Origin of the sequence: Methanolobus sp. ZRKC4 (genome assembly GCF_045291305.1) — an archaeon.
In the GTDB taxonomy this organism is placed as follows: domain Archaea; phylum Halobacteriota; class Methanosarcinia; order Methanosarcinales; family Methanosarcinaceae; genus Methanolobus.
The window spans coordinates 2151808-2168911 of the sequence record NZ_CP146983.1 but is presented as its reverse complement, the minus strand read 5'-3'; the positions used below and the strand labels follow the sequence as shown (position 1 = coordinate 2168911).

Genomic DNA, 17104 nt, shown 5'->3' with positions numbered 1-17104 from the left:
TCAACACCCTTTTTCCACCTCTTCTTTCAACTGCTCTGCAGTTTTCACACCACTTGGCAGAAGCCTGGCACTCTGGTTTTCACACACAAGTACCACAGGAGCACTTGGAGCCACCACAACTTCCTGACCAAACTCATCTATCATATCACGTGTCATTTCAGGAGGGGCAATCGCGAAATACCATTCAAAACCATTCCTGCTTAAATGCTCCCTTACTTGCTCCTGATCTTCATTGGGATCTGTGTCCAGAGATATGTGTATTATCGCATCACCTTCACTGGATTCAAGCTTTTGGACCTCTTTTTGCTGTTCCAGACAGGTTGGACACCAGACGGCAAAGCTTTCAACCAGAACCGGAGTTCCCTCAAAATCACTTATCCTGAAAGTCTCACCCGTTTCAACATCAGTTAGTTCCGTGTCCCGCCAATCAACTAAGGTATCTTCTGTAGTCTGTTCAACGCATCCCACAACCAATATTACTGAAATTATGAAAGAAAAAACAAAAATATTCTTTAAAATATGCATGTATGACCCCCATTAAATCTAGGATGCGATTTCAAATAAAGATTGTGTTGTCAAATTTTCAAAATGTTATTACTGCAATTTATACTCATCAACAAAAGCAATATTGGATTATTACTGAGCAAGTGGCATTTCCATAGCCTTGTTTATATAATACTGCATATATTAGTTAAGTGATACTATTTGCCTTATTGTTCAAAGTATAACATATCTAGTTGCAAAAAGAGGTGACGAATTGCCCACCCATAGTAATAATTATAAAAAATTAATATCAACAGTAGCATTGATAACATTGATCGTAAGCTTTTTTGCGGTCGTTGGTTTTGGACACAACCTTGTTTATTCTACAGATAAGATGTTGGAAACATCAATCGATTCCGCCAGGCTTGAAGCACAGAGCTCCGCAGAACAGGTTTCATTAAACCTGATGGTTCTTTCAGATGTATCCCAATCAATTGCTTCTGATCTGAGTTCCGGGGAATTGAAAGAAGAACAGGTAGAAGAAAGACTCTATGAAGCTATCGATTCCGAATCAGATATCTTTGGAGTGGGCGTAGCATACGAAAAAGATGCAGCCCTAATATATGGAAACGATTCACTATCAAAACATCCCTATGCTCCAACATATTCCAGAAAAAATGGTGAACCACAATTTATCCAATTAGCCTACGATTATACTGTTATACCCGATGAAACTGGTGAAGGTCAAAATACAGAATGGTATCATCGAGCTTTAGCCCAGGGTAGCGGATGGAATGAGCCATATTTTGAATTACAGAGTGACAAGTTCATTCTTGAATATTCAATTCCTTTTACATCTGAATATGCCGATCAGAAAAAAATAGACCCTGCAGGAGTTGTCTATGCAAGTTATTCCCTTGAAGAATTGAGGAATACTATAAGTTCACTGGAACTGGGAAAAACAGGATACGGGTTTATAGTCTCAAAGGACGGAGATGTCATATCCCATCCCATAAAAAATTATGTCTGCAATAATATTGTCAATATTTCAAAAACTGATGATGTGTTCAGACAGATAACCAGCGATATAGCCCCAGGCAGTATCAATACTGTTTATGAAGTTGAAAGTGGAAATAAGCTATGGGTATTCTATGAAGAGATTCCCTCAACAGATTGGGTCCTTGGTATCGTCCTAAAAGATGAAGAAGTCCTGTATCAAATGAATCAGGATCAATATTATCAGAAGATATATTTTTCATTGGCAATTACAGCATTTTTAGTATCCATTTTCATTCTGAGTTTTATAAGAAATCCAATCAGCACACGCTCCTTGTGGAAAATTGCGATAATATTCTCCATCCTATGTTTTATTGAGACAGGTTTCATTTGGAATCTTGCCCTGAACAACACGGTTTCTGAAAATATAGATGACATTATCATCTATGACAAAACCAGCCTTGACAGTTCTTTGGAGAAAATATACCTCACCGAACTGGACAACATGGATGAGGATTACGCTGATTCAATAATCAAGATCCCAACTGGAATATTCATCCAATCTCTTGAATTCTCAACGGGAAGTAATGTGATAGTTACTGGTTATGTCTGGCAGAAGCATACAGAAGGTGTTAACGATGATTACGTTTCGGGAGTTATTTTTCCAGAGTCGGACCATACTGTAATCAATAAAACCTATGAAAAGGATGATGTTACAGGATGGCATTTCAGAACAACACTGCGTGAACAATTTGATTATATAACTTATCCTTTTGATATGGAAACTGTCTGGATCAGATTATGGAGTGACAGTTTTGAAAGCAACGTAATCCTGGTTCCGGACTTGGAGTCATATGACCTGATAGTTCCGGAAGCAAAACCTGGCATTGAAAAGGACTTTGTCCTTGAGGGCTGGGAAGCTGAGAAAAGTTATTTTTCTTATAGGATTAACGAATATGATACAAATTTTGGAATCGACGGCTACAAGCATCAGGGAAACCCAGATCTCTATTTCAATATAGAGCTGAAAAGGGATATTGTGATGCCGTTCATCACATACATGGTTCCTTTACTATTAATAGCGCTATTGATATTTATTGCCCTCTTCACAGAAGTGAAAGCAGATTCTGATCCCTCGGAGATACTAAAATACAGCGCTTCATTGATGCTAGTATTGATGGTAGCACATGTTTCTCTACGAGACAACCTTACAGCTTCCGGTATTATTTACCTTGAGTACTTCTATATCATCATGTATTTGGTGGTGCTGGGTGTTTCTTTAAATGCTCTCCTATTTGCATCAGACAAACAAATACCTGTGATAGATTATAAGGACAATATCTTTGCAAAACTGATCTACTGGCCTGCCGTTATGACATTGGTCCTGTTAGTGACAATTAGAACATTTTGCTAAGTCAACATGTGAGAACAGGACCAGTGTATAACCACTGCTCCTTTCTGTTTTTATTCTAATAAAAAAAAACTGTAACAGATTTACTTTAGTGATCGTATAAAGATATCAGACTTTGGTCCGGACAACGCAAAGGAATACTAAAACCAAAAATACTGTAGTTACCATACTCACTTCTGACCCAAACTTTGCCTCCGTGAAGTTCAACTAATTCTTTTACAAGCGAAAGACCCAACCCAGTCCCCCTATATCCTTTGTTGGAAGAAAGGTCAACTTGTGAAAATGGTTTGAATAATTTATCAATATCCTGTTCTTTTATTCCTATACCATTATCTTCAACTTCAAATTGCATCATATCTTCAACTATTACACACCGTATAGTTATGTTTCCACCATCATTGACAAACTTAATCGCATTCCCCACAAGATTGTACAGTATTTGTTTCAATTTACCTGCATCAACTTCCAGCGTGGACACATCTGATCCTATATTGGTGTGGATAGATATATTTCTTGGATTAGTGGATGGTTTCATACTTTCAACTATATCACTAATAGTGGAAGTAACTAACATGATGTCATATTGAAGATCCATTTTTCCGGCTTCTGCCTTTGATAGATCCAGTAAGTCATTGATAAGATCCAGCAGGTGATGGCCACTTTTAGATATGTTCTGAGCATACCGTCTTTGCGGTTCACTTAACTTTTCAGATTCATCATCTGTAAGAATATCAGAAAATCCTATAATAGAATTAAGAGGTGTTCGAATCTCGTGACTCATGCTTGCCAAGAATTTGCTCTTGGCGTTGTTTGAAGCCACAGCAAGTTCTTTTGCCACCTTGAGATCCCTGTCCATTCTTTTTCTTTCTGTCAGGTCAATCTCCATAGAAAATATATCCAGCTGATTCTCGGCTATCGGGACTGTAGAATAACTGGAAAATACAGGGATCTTGGTGCCATCTTTAGCCAGGAAAGTTGTTTCAAACGCATTGGTATAATTGTTTTCATTCTGTGTAGAAGCTATTATCTCTTCAAACTCATCTTTACTTTCAGCCGAAACTATTAATTCAGTCATTTTTTTCCCAACGGCTTCCTTTTTAGAGTAACCATACATTTTTTCACTTGCAAGATTCCAATAATTTACTGTACTATCAGGAGCAAAACCCTGAACAGCAACATCAGGTACATTATCAATAAAATTCTGGAATTTCATTTCGTACAAGTTGAGTTTGGTTTCCTGATCCTGCACGGTTCTTGAAAGAGCTACTTGTCTGCTAAGAACCATATGTATTATATTTGCAGTCAGAAGGATCAGGATAAATGTGAGAGCCTTGATGAAGGTCACATCCCCCGGAACAAGACCGTTGGCAAGAACATTCTCAAGCCAGTTAGCAATATAGAGCCAGGCACGATAAAGTACCAGAACAAATATCAAAAGAGTAGTGACTGTAACCGAGTACGGTCTTTTGAACCATTCTTTGATCCGAAACGGATCCATATCCCTCTGATCACTTTTAATATTGTGCCTCCTTTACCTGAAATCCAATATTTCTGAAACAGCAACAACTGACATAAATATGCAGAATGGTTTATCGCCCCATAACTATATTAGATAAGAAAGTATTGTATAAAAAAAGTGCTATATATATATAGATATAAGTTCATGACTACACTCCTCTAAGGACTAAAATCAGCACATTATCCCCCCAATAAAACGAGAAAACATCATGCTTGATATAGATTCATTTTCTAGATACTTGAATATTTTCCTGTTCCTTGTACTAGTTAATTCACTCTTATCAAGATTTGCACTGATCAATTCCCCAATATCACCTGCACCGGGAGTTTCCAGCATGTATTTTGCTGTTGCATTCATGATAATATTTGCCCTATGGTATGGAATATGGGGTGCTTTTTCTGCATATCTTGGATGCATGATAGGAGCTGGTATCCTTGCAGATATGCCTTTTTCGGTGAATGTGATATGGTCACTTGCTGACCTGTGGCAGGTACTCATACCTCTGGCTGCTTTTGCATATTTCAAAGTGAACATCAGAATGCGAACAAAAAAAGATATTGCTGTTTTTGTCATTTTTGCCTGCCTGCTAAACAATCTGGTTGGCGCTCTATGGGGCGCATTTATGCTGGCATTCAATGGCATTATCCAATGGACAGAGTTTTTTGTGACATTTGAAGGATGGTTTATAGGTAATTTGGTAACTACCCTGATAATCGTACCTTTGTTACTCCGATTTGTAACCCCATATGTCCAACAAACGAAGTCTTATGTACGCGGATACTGGATTTGAATTCCCATAATCCATATATTACTGCAAAATGCCTGCAATTTTAAACATTTCTAAGACATCATGCAGTCAACATATACTATAAATATTAGTACTATAATAATAAAAATATAAATTCAGCAGGACATACCATGTCTTCAAAAAACAATAATCCTTATGCTTTTAACCTTGAAACGGATTCAATGGACCTTTGGGAAGATGGTATCATTGTATTATCACCAGATGAAACCATTTCTTATACAAATAAAAGCTGGAAAGACTTTGTACACAATAATGATCTTAATTCCTTTAAACGCACTGATAAAGCTAATTATCTTCCATTTTTAGATGAAATTACAGCTGAAAGACCGGATAATGCAATTAATCCAGCAACAGGAATAAGAGATATCATTAATGGCAAAATGAATATATTCAAGCTCGAATATCCCCTCCAGGCTCCTGATGGAAAACACTGGTATTTGATAAAAGTTCAGCCACTTTCTATAAATTATCCCACTGCTGTCATTTTGCAACATATCGATATAAGTAAAAGAAAAAATGTAGAATTCGATCTGCTTGAATCTAAAAAACAGATTCGTAACGTCCTTAATAACACACAACTTGTCGAGATAATGCTAGACCCAAAGGGAAATATCATTTACTGCAATGATTTTTTACTTGAACTAACCGGATGGGATAAAGAACATGTGTTTAACAAAAACTGGTTTGACATGTTCCTACCTTCAGAGATTGTCCCTGAGATCAAGGCAGTTTTTTCAAAGACCATCAAAGAAGGCAGTCTGCCTTCATATAACAAGAATGAAATTGTTACAAAAGACGGAATCGAAAGAGCAATTGTCTGGAACAATACTGTCATTAAGGACATAGAGGGCAAGATCAGAAGTATAGTTTGCATTGGTGAAGACATAACAGATCATCAACTTACAGAGAAGTCACTGCTTAATAGCAGAGGACAATTACGCACATTAGTAAATACAATTCCAGATCTGGTCTGGCTAAAAGATGTTAATGGTACTTACCTGAGATGTAATACTAAATTCGAGCGCTTCTTTGGCGCAAAGGAAGAAGAAATTGCCGGGAAGACGGACTATGACTTTGTGGACAAAGAACTGGCAGACCTTTTCACACAGAAAGACAAAGAAGCAATGCAAGCAGGTAAACCCTCCATAAATGAAGAGGAAATCACTTATGCTGATGATGGGCACAAGGAATATCTTGAAACTATCAAATGTCCGATGTATAATTCGAATGGACAATTGATAGGAATACTGGGTGTTGGTAGGGATATAACTCAGCGCAAGTATGCAGATGAAGAATTGAAAAGAAGAGAATTGCAACTACAGACAGCACAGGAAATTGGGCGCTTTGGAAGTTGGGAGTTTGATTTCACTTCAGGGAAGATGGATATTTCAGAGGAAGCCGCCAAGATATATGGTCTGGTAAGTAAACATTGCACTATCAGAGAAATACAAGAAATAGCTTTACCGGAATACCGACCGATCTTGGATAAAGCACTAAAAGCTCTACTGGAAAAAAAATTGCCATATGATGTACAGTTCAGGATTAACAGGCAAAATGATGATGATATTCGGGATATACATTCAGTGGCAGAATTCTTCGCTGAACGAAATGTAGTTATTGGAACGATCCAGGATATTACCGAACGAAAACAAGCAGAGGAAAAACTGCGCGAAAACGATGCTCTTCTGAATGAAGTTGGCAGTATTGCAAAGGTTGGTGGTTGGGAGTTTTATGTACCATCCGGCGAGGGTACATGGACATCCGAAGTTGCAAGAATCCATGAAGTAGATCCCAATGATCCTACAAGTATTGATCTTGGGTTGAGCTTTTATCTTCCCGGCTCAAGAGAGCTTGTTGAAAAAGCTGTCCAGAATGCTGTGGAAAAGGCTGAACCATATGATCTTGAATTGGAATTAATCTCGGCGAAAGGAAAGCATAAATGGATTCGGACAATTGGTCATCCTATAATAAAAAATGATAAAGTTGTAAAAGTAGTTGGTTCATTTCAGGACATTACAGAACGTAAGCAGACTGAACTGAAAATGGCTGAAGAAGCCATTAGAAGACGTATCTTTATTGAGCAATCCAGCGATGGGATAGTTGTCCTTGACCAAAATTGCAAGGTTTACGAGGTGAACCAGAAATATGCGGATATGCTTGGTTATTCACATGAGGAAGCTCTTCAGTTACACCTTTGGGATTGGGACACTCAATGGACACGTGACGACTTAATTGAAATGTTCAATAATGTTGATAACACAGGTGACCATTTTGAAACGCTCCACCGTCGCAAGGACGGCACTTTCATTGATGTTGAAGTTAGTTCAAATGGAGCTATGTTTGGGGAGCAGAAACTGGTTTTTTGCGTGTGCAGAGATATTACCGAAAGAAAACATGCTGAAGATACACTACTACATGCTAAAATAATAGCTGAAGCAGCTAACAGAACAAAATCAGAATTCCTTGCTAATATGAGCCATGAACTACGTACACCACTTAATTCAATTTACGGTTTTTCACAATTATTGAACGAGAAAATTCCAGGTGAATTGAACGAGAAACAAAACAATTATGTATCCAATGTTCTCAAAAGCAGTAAACATCTAATAGAGCTTATTAACGATATTCTTGACCTTTCAAAGGTTGAAGCCGGGAAGATGGAACTTGAATGTGAATATTTTAAAATCGCAAACATACTAGATGAAATTGTGACATCCATGCAACCGATTGCAAGAAAGAAATACATCACCATCAGAACTATAATTGAAATTGATGACATGGAAATATATGCTGATAAGAAGAAAATAAAAGATGTTATGTACAATCTACTGTCCAATGCTGTCAAATTTACATCGGAAAATGGAAAAATCCATGTCAATGCAAGTTGTCACGATGATAAATTACAGATTTTCGTTGCAGATGATGGCATTGGTATTTCAAAAGATGAAATACAAGAAATATTCAAACCCTTTAAACAGGTTGATAGCTTCTTAACTCGCGAATTCGAAGGAACTGGCCTGGGTCTTGCAATTACAAAGAAATATGTGGAAATGCACGGAGGCAATATCTATGTTGAAAGCAAACCTAAGCAGGGCAGTACTTTTACTTTTATGATACCTGTTGAAATGAAAGGTCAGATTATGCAAACATCAAGACAAAACACACTAAAATCATTCTAATGAAATCGCCACCAAGTGTTTATATTTAATCTGATCTTGCAAATTATTTAATTCATACAGTACTTAAGAGGAGGGATTAAACCCTCCTTCTCAAAGATACGAATACTGCACCAAACATGCATATAATTGCAAGCAGAACCTCAAATCCCGGCACACTGGAATCCGAACCTTTTTCTTCTATTCCAGACTGAGATTGGACCGCAGCATTGGACCTTATCTGTTCTGCCATTTCTTTGAGTTCAGCTTCATCCTTGAGCATCTCATAGAAGCCATGCCACTGGACAAAATCCGGACCTAACATGAATGCACCCATTCTTGCACGCCTGCCCTCATGATGCCATACCTCATATATTTTGAATTCTATGGGCTCATCAAAGTTCTGCTTGGTCAATAATCCATCTTCTCTAAGTTGGTCAACTATCAATTTTGAATCTGTATATTTCTGGTTGTATAATGCGACAGTATTGTCTGCATTTACGTAGTAGTTTCTGATCCAGTCATCTGAGTGGCACTGGGCACACACTGAATACATCCTTTCACGCTTTTCCTGCCATGTAAAACCATCACTTATGGGAGTTACAAATACGTTTGCCGTGTTGTCAGTACGTCTGGATATCGGTGGTTCAAGTTCCCATGAAAGACGTAAACTTACATCGTGCGTAGGTTCCAGCTCATCCGTCCCAGACATGTGACATACAGTACAGGTCGGCGTCCTGTAGTCCTCTCCTGCTACCCATTCATCAGAACTCCAGTTCCATTGATCTCCTTCAGTATTATAGATGCTTCCGTGCTTTGATTCAGAGAATATCTCGGTCTGAGGATGATCCGGTCCAAGTTTGAAGCGCAAGAGCTAGAAATACAATCAATGTCCACACTGATAAGTATGCAATCTTCATGTTCCACCCCATGTTTACAATAATTCTGTAAAATTATATGATTGTCTCCCCTATAAAATAATAGACTGAGCTTTGATAAAAAGGTCTGCTGGGTAAAGAAATAACGTAGCAACTATCCAAGAGCGTTATCTCGATGATTCAAAGCATGAAGAATTCTCAGTACACATATCCAGACAATCCCTTTTAACGCCCATTTCTTTTAATGATTCTTCCATGTTATATATCTCATCCATATTCTCGGCTAAGATTATAACAGCAAAATCACCGGACGATGGTAATGTATCACAACTAAAAGGAAATACAGAATTTAATTTTTTGCCGTCATAAAGTACTGGTTCAATACGTTCAGTGAGCTCAAGAAATGAACATGCTGCGGTCTTTATCTTTATCAATTTCCAGTATGGAATGGAGGGGATAAATTCTTCAATGTTATCTACGATCATGCCCGCATAAGAGGAAATATTAAAACGAGCGTTATTTTCAACAGGAAATATACCATCATCAGATACAATATAATCAATGCCGACTACACCCCGATACCCGAATTCAGCCATATTATTGACAATTTTTGCAGATGATTTTGCAATGTAATTTAAAATGTCTGGTGAGGGATTTTCTCCTTTGAGTGTACCAATGTGTACCATGCCTCTTTCGCATATTTGATCCCGCATCCCAAGAGAGTTTATATTACCATCTCTGCTGATTGCCCACTGATCATTCGGAGAAGACGAGACATTCAGAAAAGGCTCAATGATAACATGTTTTTCGCCGCTAATTGCAATTTCGTGATATATTTCAGAAATATCAGTGCCTTTGGTTTTATATAACGACATACCAGTTTCACCCAGAGTACCGCGAATAATAACAGTTTCGCAGGTTGACAGATATCCGTTAATAATGTTTTTCATATCTATACAATTTGCATTGTCTTCAGGATGCATTTCAAATAAACTGCCTTCAACGACAGACACGCCTAATTCTTGACATACAGTCTTGAAAGCTGACTTATCATTATATTTTAATGTTGCAGTTTCAGTTGCTCCGAAAAGATCAGCTCCAAGGGCTTTTGCAGCTTCAGTTTCCATATGCCCTGAAAACCATGGCACATATACAGGTTTTTTTCCTATCTGCCTGATAATTTTTTTAACTGTTTCCGGATCATTAACAATAAGTTCCGAGAGAGTCATCTCTCTTGAATGAACATTATATTCAACAATATGATCCGACCCAAGACCATGAGAGCGAAGCCATTTATGGTACTCAAAATCCAGCTTTCCACGTAGAACTACCAGATCATCCCGGCGTGCTACCGGAAGCGCTCTGTCACATTTTGAATTGACAGATACATCACGGTTTGGGAACTGAGAGAAAGAATCAGCCCCGTAAATTATTAACTCATTGTCATTGTTTGAGATACATTTCCTTAGCGGTTGGTAATCGTACATATACTGCACCTCCTTTTTTCAATTATGTTCAATTGAAATTTGTTGGTATTTGTTCCAGAATATTCATATATAAATAGCTGTCAATACCATGGCGTAAATCAGGAGACTATAAAACCACCTGCTGGAAAACTTAGGGGTTCGGATTGGTGCTACATTAAAGGCAGCTATGATCATTAACAGTGCATATATAGCAATTGCAAAGGTCGGCTGGCTGAAATAACTGTTAAATAGAAAGAGAAAGGCAAGAATAAGGACATTGTTGTCAAGTGCTAATCCCATATATGTCGAATCATCAACAAGACCGAAAACATTGAAGTAACTCAATCTTATTACACCAACAGCAACAATTACGAAAGCGCCGGGCAGGAACCATGGACTGAATTCTCCATAGCTCAAAAGAAATACAGCGGGACAAATGCCAAAACTTACTATATCTATCAATGAGTCAAGTTGCCCACCAAAAGCTCGATATTCATCAGTTCGCCCTTTCATCCGACGAGCAATGATTCCGTCCCCCCAGTCAAAAACAACAGCCCAAAGCATCCCAATGATCGCAAGTGACAAATCGCCTAATATACCATAGTATATACTAAGGACTGCACACAACAGTCCTGCAAGCGAACAGATATTTGGGAGATCACGGGCGAAAGCAAGCATTCCTGTCTGATGTGATCGTTGATGGTCTTGATCACTCATCGGGATCCCTCCACTTTATTTGAGTCAATAACATCTATCAACGCTTCAACTAATTTGCAATTTTCTGTTTCAGTACGACTGGCGATACGAACATAACGGCTAGAGTCAGGTAGAGTTTTGTCCTGACAGTGTTTTATGTACATGTTATGCTCAATGAACAATCGCCGTGTGACTTCAGGACCACTTTGTGTGTGATCTGGCAGGCGGCAGAAAATAAAGTTTGCATCCGGTTTATAAGCAGTCATTCCCGGGATAGCGCACAAGCTTTTATACAGATTATCCCGGTCAATCCGTACCTGGTTGCAACTTTCGACAAATTCCTGTCTATAATCAGGCAGTATCCGCAGAAACTCTTCGGCAAATCCGTTAATATTCCAGATATGTACGCCTTTCCTTACAGATTCAGCAAATGCTAAATTTGCAGTTAGCATATAACCGATCCTAAGGCCGCAGATACCATAGGCTTTACTCATGCTTTTAAGGATCGCCATATTTGGATACTGTTCTAGTTCATGTTCCAGAGTTGTCTTATCAGGATCATGCACAAAATCCATGAAGGATTCATCGATAATCAGCATACAGTCATGGTTTGCAAGTTTTTGTGCAAGAGATATCAGATCGGACTTGGGAACCATTAGGGATGTTGGATTATTAGGTGTTACCACAACAGCAACATCTGCTTTAACCTTGATCGCTTCAGCAGCAAATTTGTCTACATCCAGTTGAAATGATGGAAATTCAAGAGGAAATTCAACTACCTGACCTGCAGGCGCTGCATTCGCATATTCATTAAAAGATGGCACTGGAACGATTAACTTACCAGATATGTGACCGGAGATTATTTTGATAAGTTCAGCAGCACCATTTCCTACAACAATTCTTTCAGCAGGTTGATGGATCAGATCACCTATAAGACCGGCAAGAGCATCCTGTGCAATTGGATAGTTAAGGACAATGTCGTGAATTTGATCTTTAAAGTTTGTAAAAACTGCTTCTGGCGGAAAATATAGATTGTAAAGATAAGCATGATCAATAAATTCATGGCGATAGTAACCACCATGCTGCCTGGAAATGAAATCATATTTTTCAGTTTGAGTCTTGTAATTGTGTTGCATCAGGTATTATTTCTCTTAAATGATGTTGATGTGGCACTTCATTTTTTAAAGTCTTAGCTTGATAAATTGACTTTAATTTCAAAGGATTAGACTGGGTCAATGGCCTTAAGCCAGAAAGTGAACGAGTAACCACTTTTTCTCCCTGTTTTTTGCTTGTTAAAAAAAATGGCTTTAGTATTCCAGAAATCTTTGATGTGGTATTGTAAGGAATGATTGTCTCATATTTGTCTTCTGAAAATAATCTCTTAGCCTTTTCAAGATCTGAGACTGTATCTATTTCGTACCATCGCTTGCTGTCAAATGAGACTGTTTCAAGAGAGAGACTGCCATCAGACACCATTTCCGCAAAGACAGTTTCATAATAGTCATTTACTTTGCCAGCTGAAATGTACTGACCCAGCCTTTCTTTAATGCTATTCCACGAAGGAAGTGAAAAACTGTAAATATTGACAGTCTTGTACCTTATCTCATCAAGAGGTCCGGCAATACCGCTTTGGAATTTCTTAACATGATGGGAGCCACTGGCTGTAACAGTGGAACCATTCATCCATGGTTGCATGCATCCAACGGCAATTCGGTCAGGAGAGCACATGCCATCCAGAAGAGCTACGTCAAAAATGAGATCACTTTCAATAAGCAAGAAAGGCTCATTAATAATATCCCGCGCCATCCAGAGTGAATAGATGTTATTGGTGGTCGCGTAAAGAGGACTGGAAATATAATCAATTGTCATACCACATGAACGCGTTTCTAAAAAATCACGAATACATTTTTCCTGGTATCCCGTGACAACGACAAGACGTTTGAAGCCTTGCTTTTTCAAATTGATGACAAGTCGCTCAAGTATAGAAGCCTCATGAACCATTGTAAGGCACTTAGGTGTGTCGCGTGTTAGAGGGTACAGACGACTGCCCTTACCAGCTGCCAATAATAATGCGGTGGTTATATTTCCATTATCACTATTGCTGTGGTCCAAACTCATTGTAAATCCAATTGTTTGGTATTCATCGCATATATAAAGGGTGTCAACTGTGTTAAAGGAACTTGTAAAAGAATTATTACTAAAATTCTCTCCTAAAAGACTGTTTCCTGTTTGAAATGTACCTTCCCCATCTCTAAAAAGATCCGTATCAGATGCAGATGCATATCTTTACTGCCCACATTTTCATAATACAAGAACATGTTGTCATCGTTTGGATAATTGCTAGATGATAAACTGCCACACATAGACTGAGTAAAGGAATAATCTTGATATAAATCATTGACTCGCATAATTTCCAGTTCGTGAGTATAGCCACAAAAAACGTATTCTATTTTATATTTTTGTATAAAATCAATTAATGCTGCAGAATTTTTTAGAGGTAGCTCATCAGTACCCAAAACAGAATAATGAGTAATCAACAAAGGCATGTCATATTCTATCTGTTCAATTTCTTTCGAAACTGCATTTAGAATCTCTTTTTCAACATACTCATCATCACTATATAGTTCAGTTGTGTCTATGCTGAGAATTAATACTTTTTTTCCATTTATCGAAATGGATTTGATGAAATTCAGATCGGTAAAATTCTCATTAACTCTGGTGATTTCCCGGTTTAAAAAAAGGTTTTTCTTTCTTGTTTTCGTTGCTTCGGAGATGGTGATTATCTCGGAATTATCAATATATTTCCGAAATAGTTCATGGGAGCGCGAATAGAGGTGCAGAGCTACGCTCAGCGCCACAATAATAACAAGAAAACATAAATGTGAATGGTGGGCTCGATGAAATTCGAACTCATGACCCTCGCCGTGTAAATGAGTGGCATGATAGTGTTTTAGGGGTACGTACCATCGAATACCACGGAAACATTGCAAACGGTTCTACAAAACAACTTCAGTAGTTCTCTAATTTTAACCACTTAAATTTAGGAAGGTCATACGATAGCTTTATATGCGGCGTGAACGCCGCCATATGTCATTTATAGCGTTCAATTCGAGCACCTATTCCAAAGTTGAATTAAGACCAAAACAATGTATTGATGCTGTTCTAAAACCTCTTACTGATAATATCACCATTAATATCAATGGTTCACTTACCTGTAAAGACCAGTTTTATGCTGCCATATGCATGGCAGTAGAGAATAGTTCAGTCCACTCCATGTCAAAACACTATCAAAAGATTCCTTGTGAAACATCTACAAGATATCATCTCAAGAAACTTGATCTTGAAGAACTTATCAGATTAAATACAAAAATTCTACTTCAAGGTCCTATTAATGCTCTGAAATCTAAGAAAAAGTATGAGTTTGCTATCGATTTCACAAATGATCCATATTATGGAGGAACGAATTCGTCCAATGAAAACTATGTGATACGTAGCCTAGCTAAGAAGTCAACAAACTCTTTTTATTCATACGTTTCATTATCTATCATAAACAAGAACGAGAGATTCACTATCTCCGTTCTTCCTGTAGAGAAAAATAAAACAAAGGTCTATTACCTCACCTATTTTATAGATCTGATCAATAAACTAAACATCAAAATCAAAGTCCTTTGTTTAGATAGGGAGTTCTATTCGGTAGACGTGTTTGAGTTCTTACAAAATGAAGATATTCCCCATATTACTCCAGTAGTAAAAAGAGGAAAAAAGATTAAGCAACTACTTATTGGGAGAAAGGCTAGGTATGCGGAATATGTTATGAAGAATCCTCAGAAAAAGGAGATTCGGTTGAATATTGTCATTGACGTGAAGTATCTGAAAGGCAAAAGGAACAAAAATGGATGTGAAAACCTTGGGTTTGTAGTTTATGGAATAAACTTGTCTCCCCGAAAAGTTAGTACTGTATATCGAAGACGATTTGCAATTGAATCAACATACAGAATGAGAAATATAGTTAAACCCAAAACATCGACAAGAGACGTTACATTCAGATACTTGTCGAATAAGAAAGAGCGATTACTCGCCCTCCCTCTTCTAAGAACCGTACGTGAAAATTTCTCTTCATACGGCTCAAGCATTCTATAACCCTTTAAGTATCAGGCAGTTGTTAGACTTTCCATGATATTTTGCTTCGACGCCACTAGTTTCTGTTTTCTCAGATAGCTTATTCTCCATTTAAAGTATTCTTTGTCTACATATGGGTTCTTATCCATTTTTATGCGTGGATGTCTTACAATCTTTGTATGTGCAAAAGATTTGAGTTTAAGCCCTTCTGTGGAGAATACCCATTTCCTTGACCCTACCCTATGCCAATATCTATCTACTATCCAGTGGTGTGATTTATCTGGATGCCGCCTTTTAGCCCACGTCCATAGCATATCCCATAATCTGGAATCAAGCTTACTGAACGTATTTTTAGAGACAACTGAACGGTGATATTCGCTCCATCCAGTGATAATAGGGTTGAGTTCCTTAATGAGAGAACTCTGAGACCGAGCTTTACCTTTCTTAATCACGTTGCTAATGCTTTTTGTGATATTCTCAATAGATTTGTTCGAGGGCTTGGTTAGAAGTTTACCATTATATTTCCGGAAATTCCATCCCAAGAAGTCAAATCCATCGTCTATGTGTGAAACAAGAGTTTTCTCACGAGATAGTTCTAAACCCCTATCTTTCAAGAATAGTCTGATAACCTCAGCAATATCTTTAGCCACTTCCTCTGAATCAGCAGTGACGATAAAGTCATCTGCGTATCTCACAAAATTGACTTTATGGGAATTATAACTTTTTTTGTTAATAGTTCCCTTCCTGTTTGTATGATATTTGCATGCTATTGCATTTTTCATACCGTCCAATGTGATGTTTGCCAGTACTGGAGATATTATTCCACCTTGAGCAGTACCTGCTTTGGTGGGATTCAGATGTCTATTATACACAAAACCAGCTTTAAGGAATTGCTTTAGTATTGACCGGTCCATAGGAATATTGTTCAAGAGCCATTCGTGATTTATATGATCAAAGCATCCTTTTATGTCGCCTTCCAAAATCCATTGAGCAGAGTTTCTTTTACTCAGACATGCGAACAATTGAGCTTCTGCATCTTTTGAACTTCGATATTTACGGAATCCAAATGATGTTCTGTCTGCTGTGGTTTCTGCTATTGGGCTTAAAGCAAAAGCATATAATGCCTGCATTGCTCTATCGTACATTGTAGGAATGCTTAATGGTCGTTTTTTCTTCTTTCCTTGTTTCTCAATATAGATTCTTCTCAATGGTTTAGCTTTGTAGCTCTTACCAGACAGTTCTAGAACGGCTTTCATCTTAGATTTGGATGTTGTCCATTTTTCTCCATCGATTCCAGCTGTTCTTTTACCTTTGTTCTGTGTTACTTTCTTTACTGCCAATAATTTGGCATGAAAAGAATTGGTAAGCAGGTATTGTAGTCGTTTAACTAAATGCCACTTCTTTTGTCTAACCGCTTTTACAATTCGGGCTTGCAGCTCATTAACGTTCCCTTCGACTGTTTTCCAGTCGATGTCCTCCCACTTGAATGGGATTGAATTGTCTGCAAGCCTCTCACCTGATGGTGTAGTCGAGTATCTTGCATTCATAAGTTTGCCTCCTTTCATGTAATAGA

At 37.9% G+C, this 17104-nt stretch carries 13 protein-coding genes; 4 read left to right on the top strand and 9 right to left on the bottom strand.

Annotated elements, in window-relative coordinates; all coding sequences use genetic code 11:
• Positions 1 to 525: a TlpA family protein disulfide reductase gene (locus tag V7O67_RS10780; RefSeq protein ID WP_406669995.1), complete on the bottom strand. Its 525-nt coding sequence runs from the start codon at positions 523 to 525 to the stop codon at positions 1 to 3.
• A gap of 280 nt (positions 526 to 805) precedes the next feature.
• Here V7O67_RS10780 and V7O67_RS10775 point away from each other — a divergent pair, with 280 nt between their 5' ends.
• On the top strand, positions 806 to 2893 hold the full coding sequence (locus V7O67_RS10775; RefSeq protein ID WP_342304829.1) for a cache domain-containing protein: 2088 nt from the start codon (positions 806 to 808) through the stop codon (positions 2891 to 2893).
• Between the two features lie 85 nt (positions 2894 to 2978).
• On the opposite strand, the gene V7O67_RS10770 is transcribed toward V7O67_RS10775, so the two are convergent.
• Positions 2979 to 4388: an ATP-binding protein gene (locus V7O67_RS10770; RefSeq protein WP_342304830.1), complete on the bottom strand. Its 1410-nt coding sequence runs from the start codon at positions 4386 to 4388 to the stop codon at positions 2979 to 2981.
• A gap of 355 nt (positions 4389 to 4743) precedes the next feature.
• Here V7O67_RS10770 and V7O67_RS10765 point away from each other — a divergent pair, with 355 nt between their 5' ends.
• On the top strand, positions 4744 to 5199 hold the full coding sequence (locus tag V7O67_RS10765; protein WP_406669994.1) for a hypothetical protein: 456 nt from the start codon (positions 4744 to 4746) through the stop codon (positions 5197 to 5199).
• Between the two features lie 128 nt (positions 5200 to 5327).
• On the top strand, positions 5328 to 8396 hold the full coding sequence (locus tag V7O67_RS10760; RefSeq protein ID WP_342304832.1) for a PAS domain-containing sensor histidine kinase: 3069 nt from the start codon (positions 5328 to 5330) through the stop codon (positions 8394 to 8396).
• A gap of 76 nt (positions 8397 to 8472) precedes the next feature.
• Here V7O67_RS10760 and V7O67_RS10755 read toward each other — a convergent pair whose 3' ends face one another.
• The 6 genes from V7O67_RS10755 to V7O67_RS10730 all read right to left on the bottom strand — a co-directional run bounded on the left by V7O67_RS10755 (position 8473) and on the right by V7O67_RS10730 (position 14270).
• Positions 8473 to 9243, bottom strand: a complete 771-nt coding sequence (locus tag V7O67_RS10755) for a multiheme c-type cytochrome (protein ID WP_342304834.1) — start codon at positions 9241 to 9243, stop codon at positions 8473 to 8475.
• A gap of 174 nt (positions 9244 to 9417) precedes the next feature.
• Complete coding sequence (locus V7O67_RS10750) at positions 9418 to 10737, bottom strand: hypothetical protein (RefSeq protein WP_342304836.1); 1320 nt, start codon at positions 10735 to 10737, stop codon at positions 9418 to 9420.
• A 63-nt stretch (positions 10738 to 10800) separates the two neighbouring features.
• Positions 10801 to 11433, bottom strand: coding sequence for a CDP-alcohol phosphatidyltransferase family protein (locus tag V7O67_RS10745; RefSeq protein ID WP_342304837.1), 633 nt, complete (start codon positions 11431 to 11433; stop codon positions 10801 to 10803).
• A complete protein-coding gene (locus tag V7O67_RS10740; RefSeq protein WP_342304838.1) occupies positions 11430 to 12548 on the bottom strand; it encodes an aminotransferase class I/II-fold pyridoxal phosphate-dependent enzyme in 1119 nt (372 codons plus the stop codon). Before V7O67_RS10740 ends, V7O67_RS10745 begins: the two co-directional genes overlap by 4 nt.
• A complete protein-coding gene (locus V7O67_RS10735) occupies positions 12520 to 13476 on the bottom strand; it encodes a phosphocholine cytidylyltransferase family protein (RefSeq protein WP_406669993.1) in 957 nt (318 codons plus the stop codon). The genes V7O67_RS10740 and V7O67_RS10735 overlap by 29 nt, the downstream gene beginning before the upstream one ends.
• 146 nt (positions 13477 to 13622) lie before the next feature.
• Entirely contained in the window at positions 13623 to 14270 is a 648-nt protein-coding gene (locus V7O67_RS10730; protein WP_342304840.1) for a metallophosphoesterase, read from the bottom strand.
• A 385-nt stretch (positions 14271 to 14655) separates the two neighbouring features.
• Between V7O67_RS10730 and V7O67_RS10725 the strand changes: the two genes are divergently transcribed.
• Positions 14656 to 15552 carry an ISH3 family transposase gene (locus V7O67_RS10725; protein WP_342306497.1) on the top strand — a complete coding sequence of 299 codons (897 nt, stop codon included), beginning with the start codon at positions 14656 to 14658 and terminating at the stop codon, positions 15550 to 15552.
• Between the two features lie 11 nt (positions 15553 to 15563).
• Here the strand turns inward: V7O67_RS10725 and ltrA are convergent, their stop codons facing one another.
• Positions 15564 to 17096, bottom strand: coding sequence for a group II intron reverse transcriptase/maturase (gene ltrA / locus V7O67_RS10720; protein WP_342304721.1), 1533 nt, complete (start codon positions 17094 to 17096; stop codon positions 15564 to 15566).
• Positions 17097 to 17104: the final 8 nt, after the last annotated feature.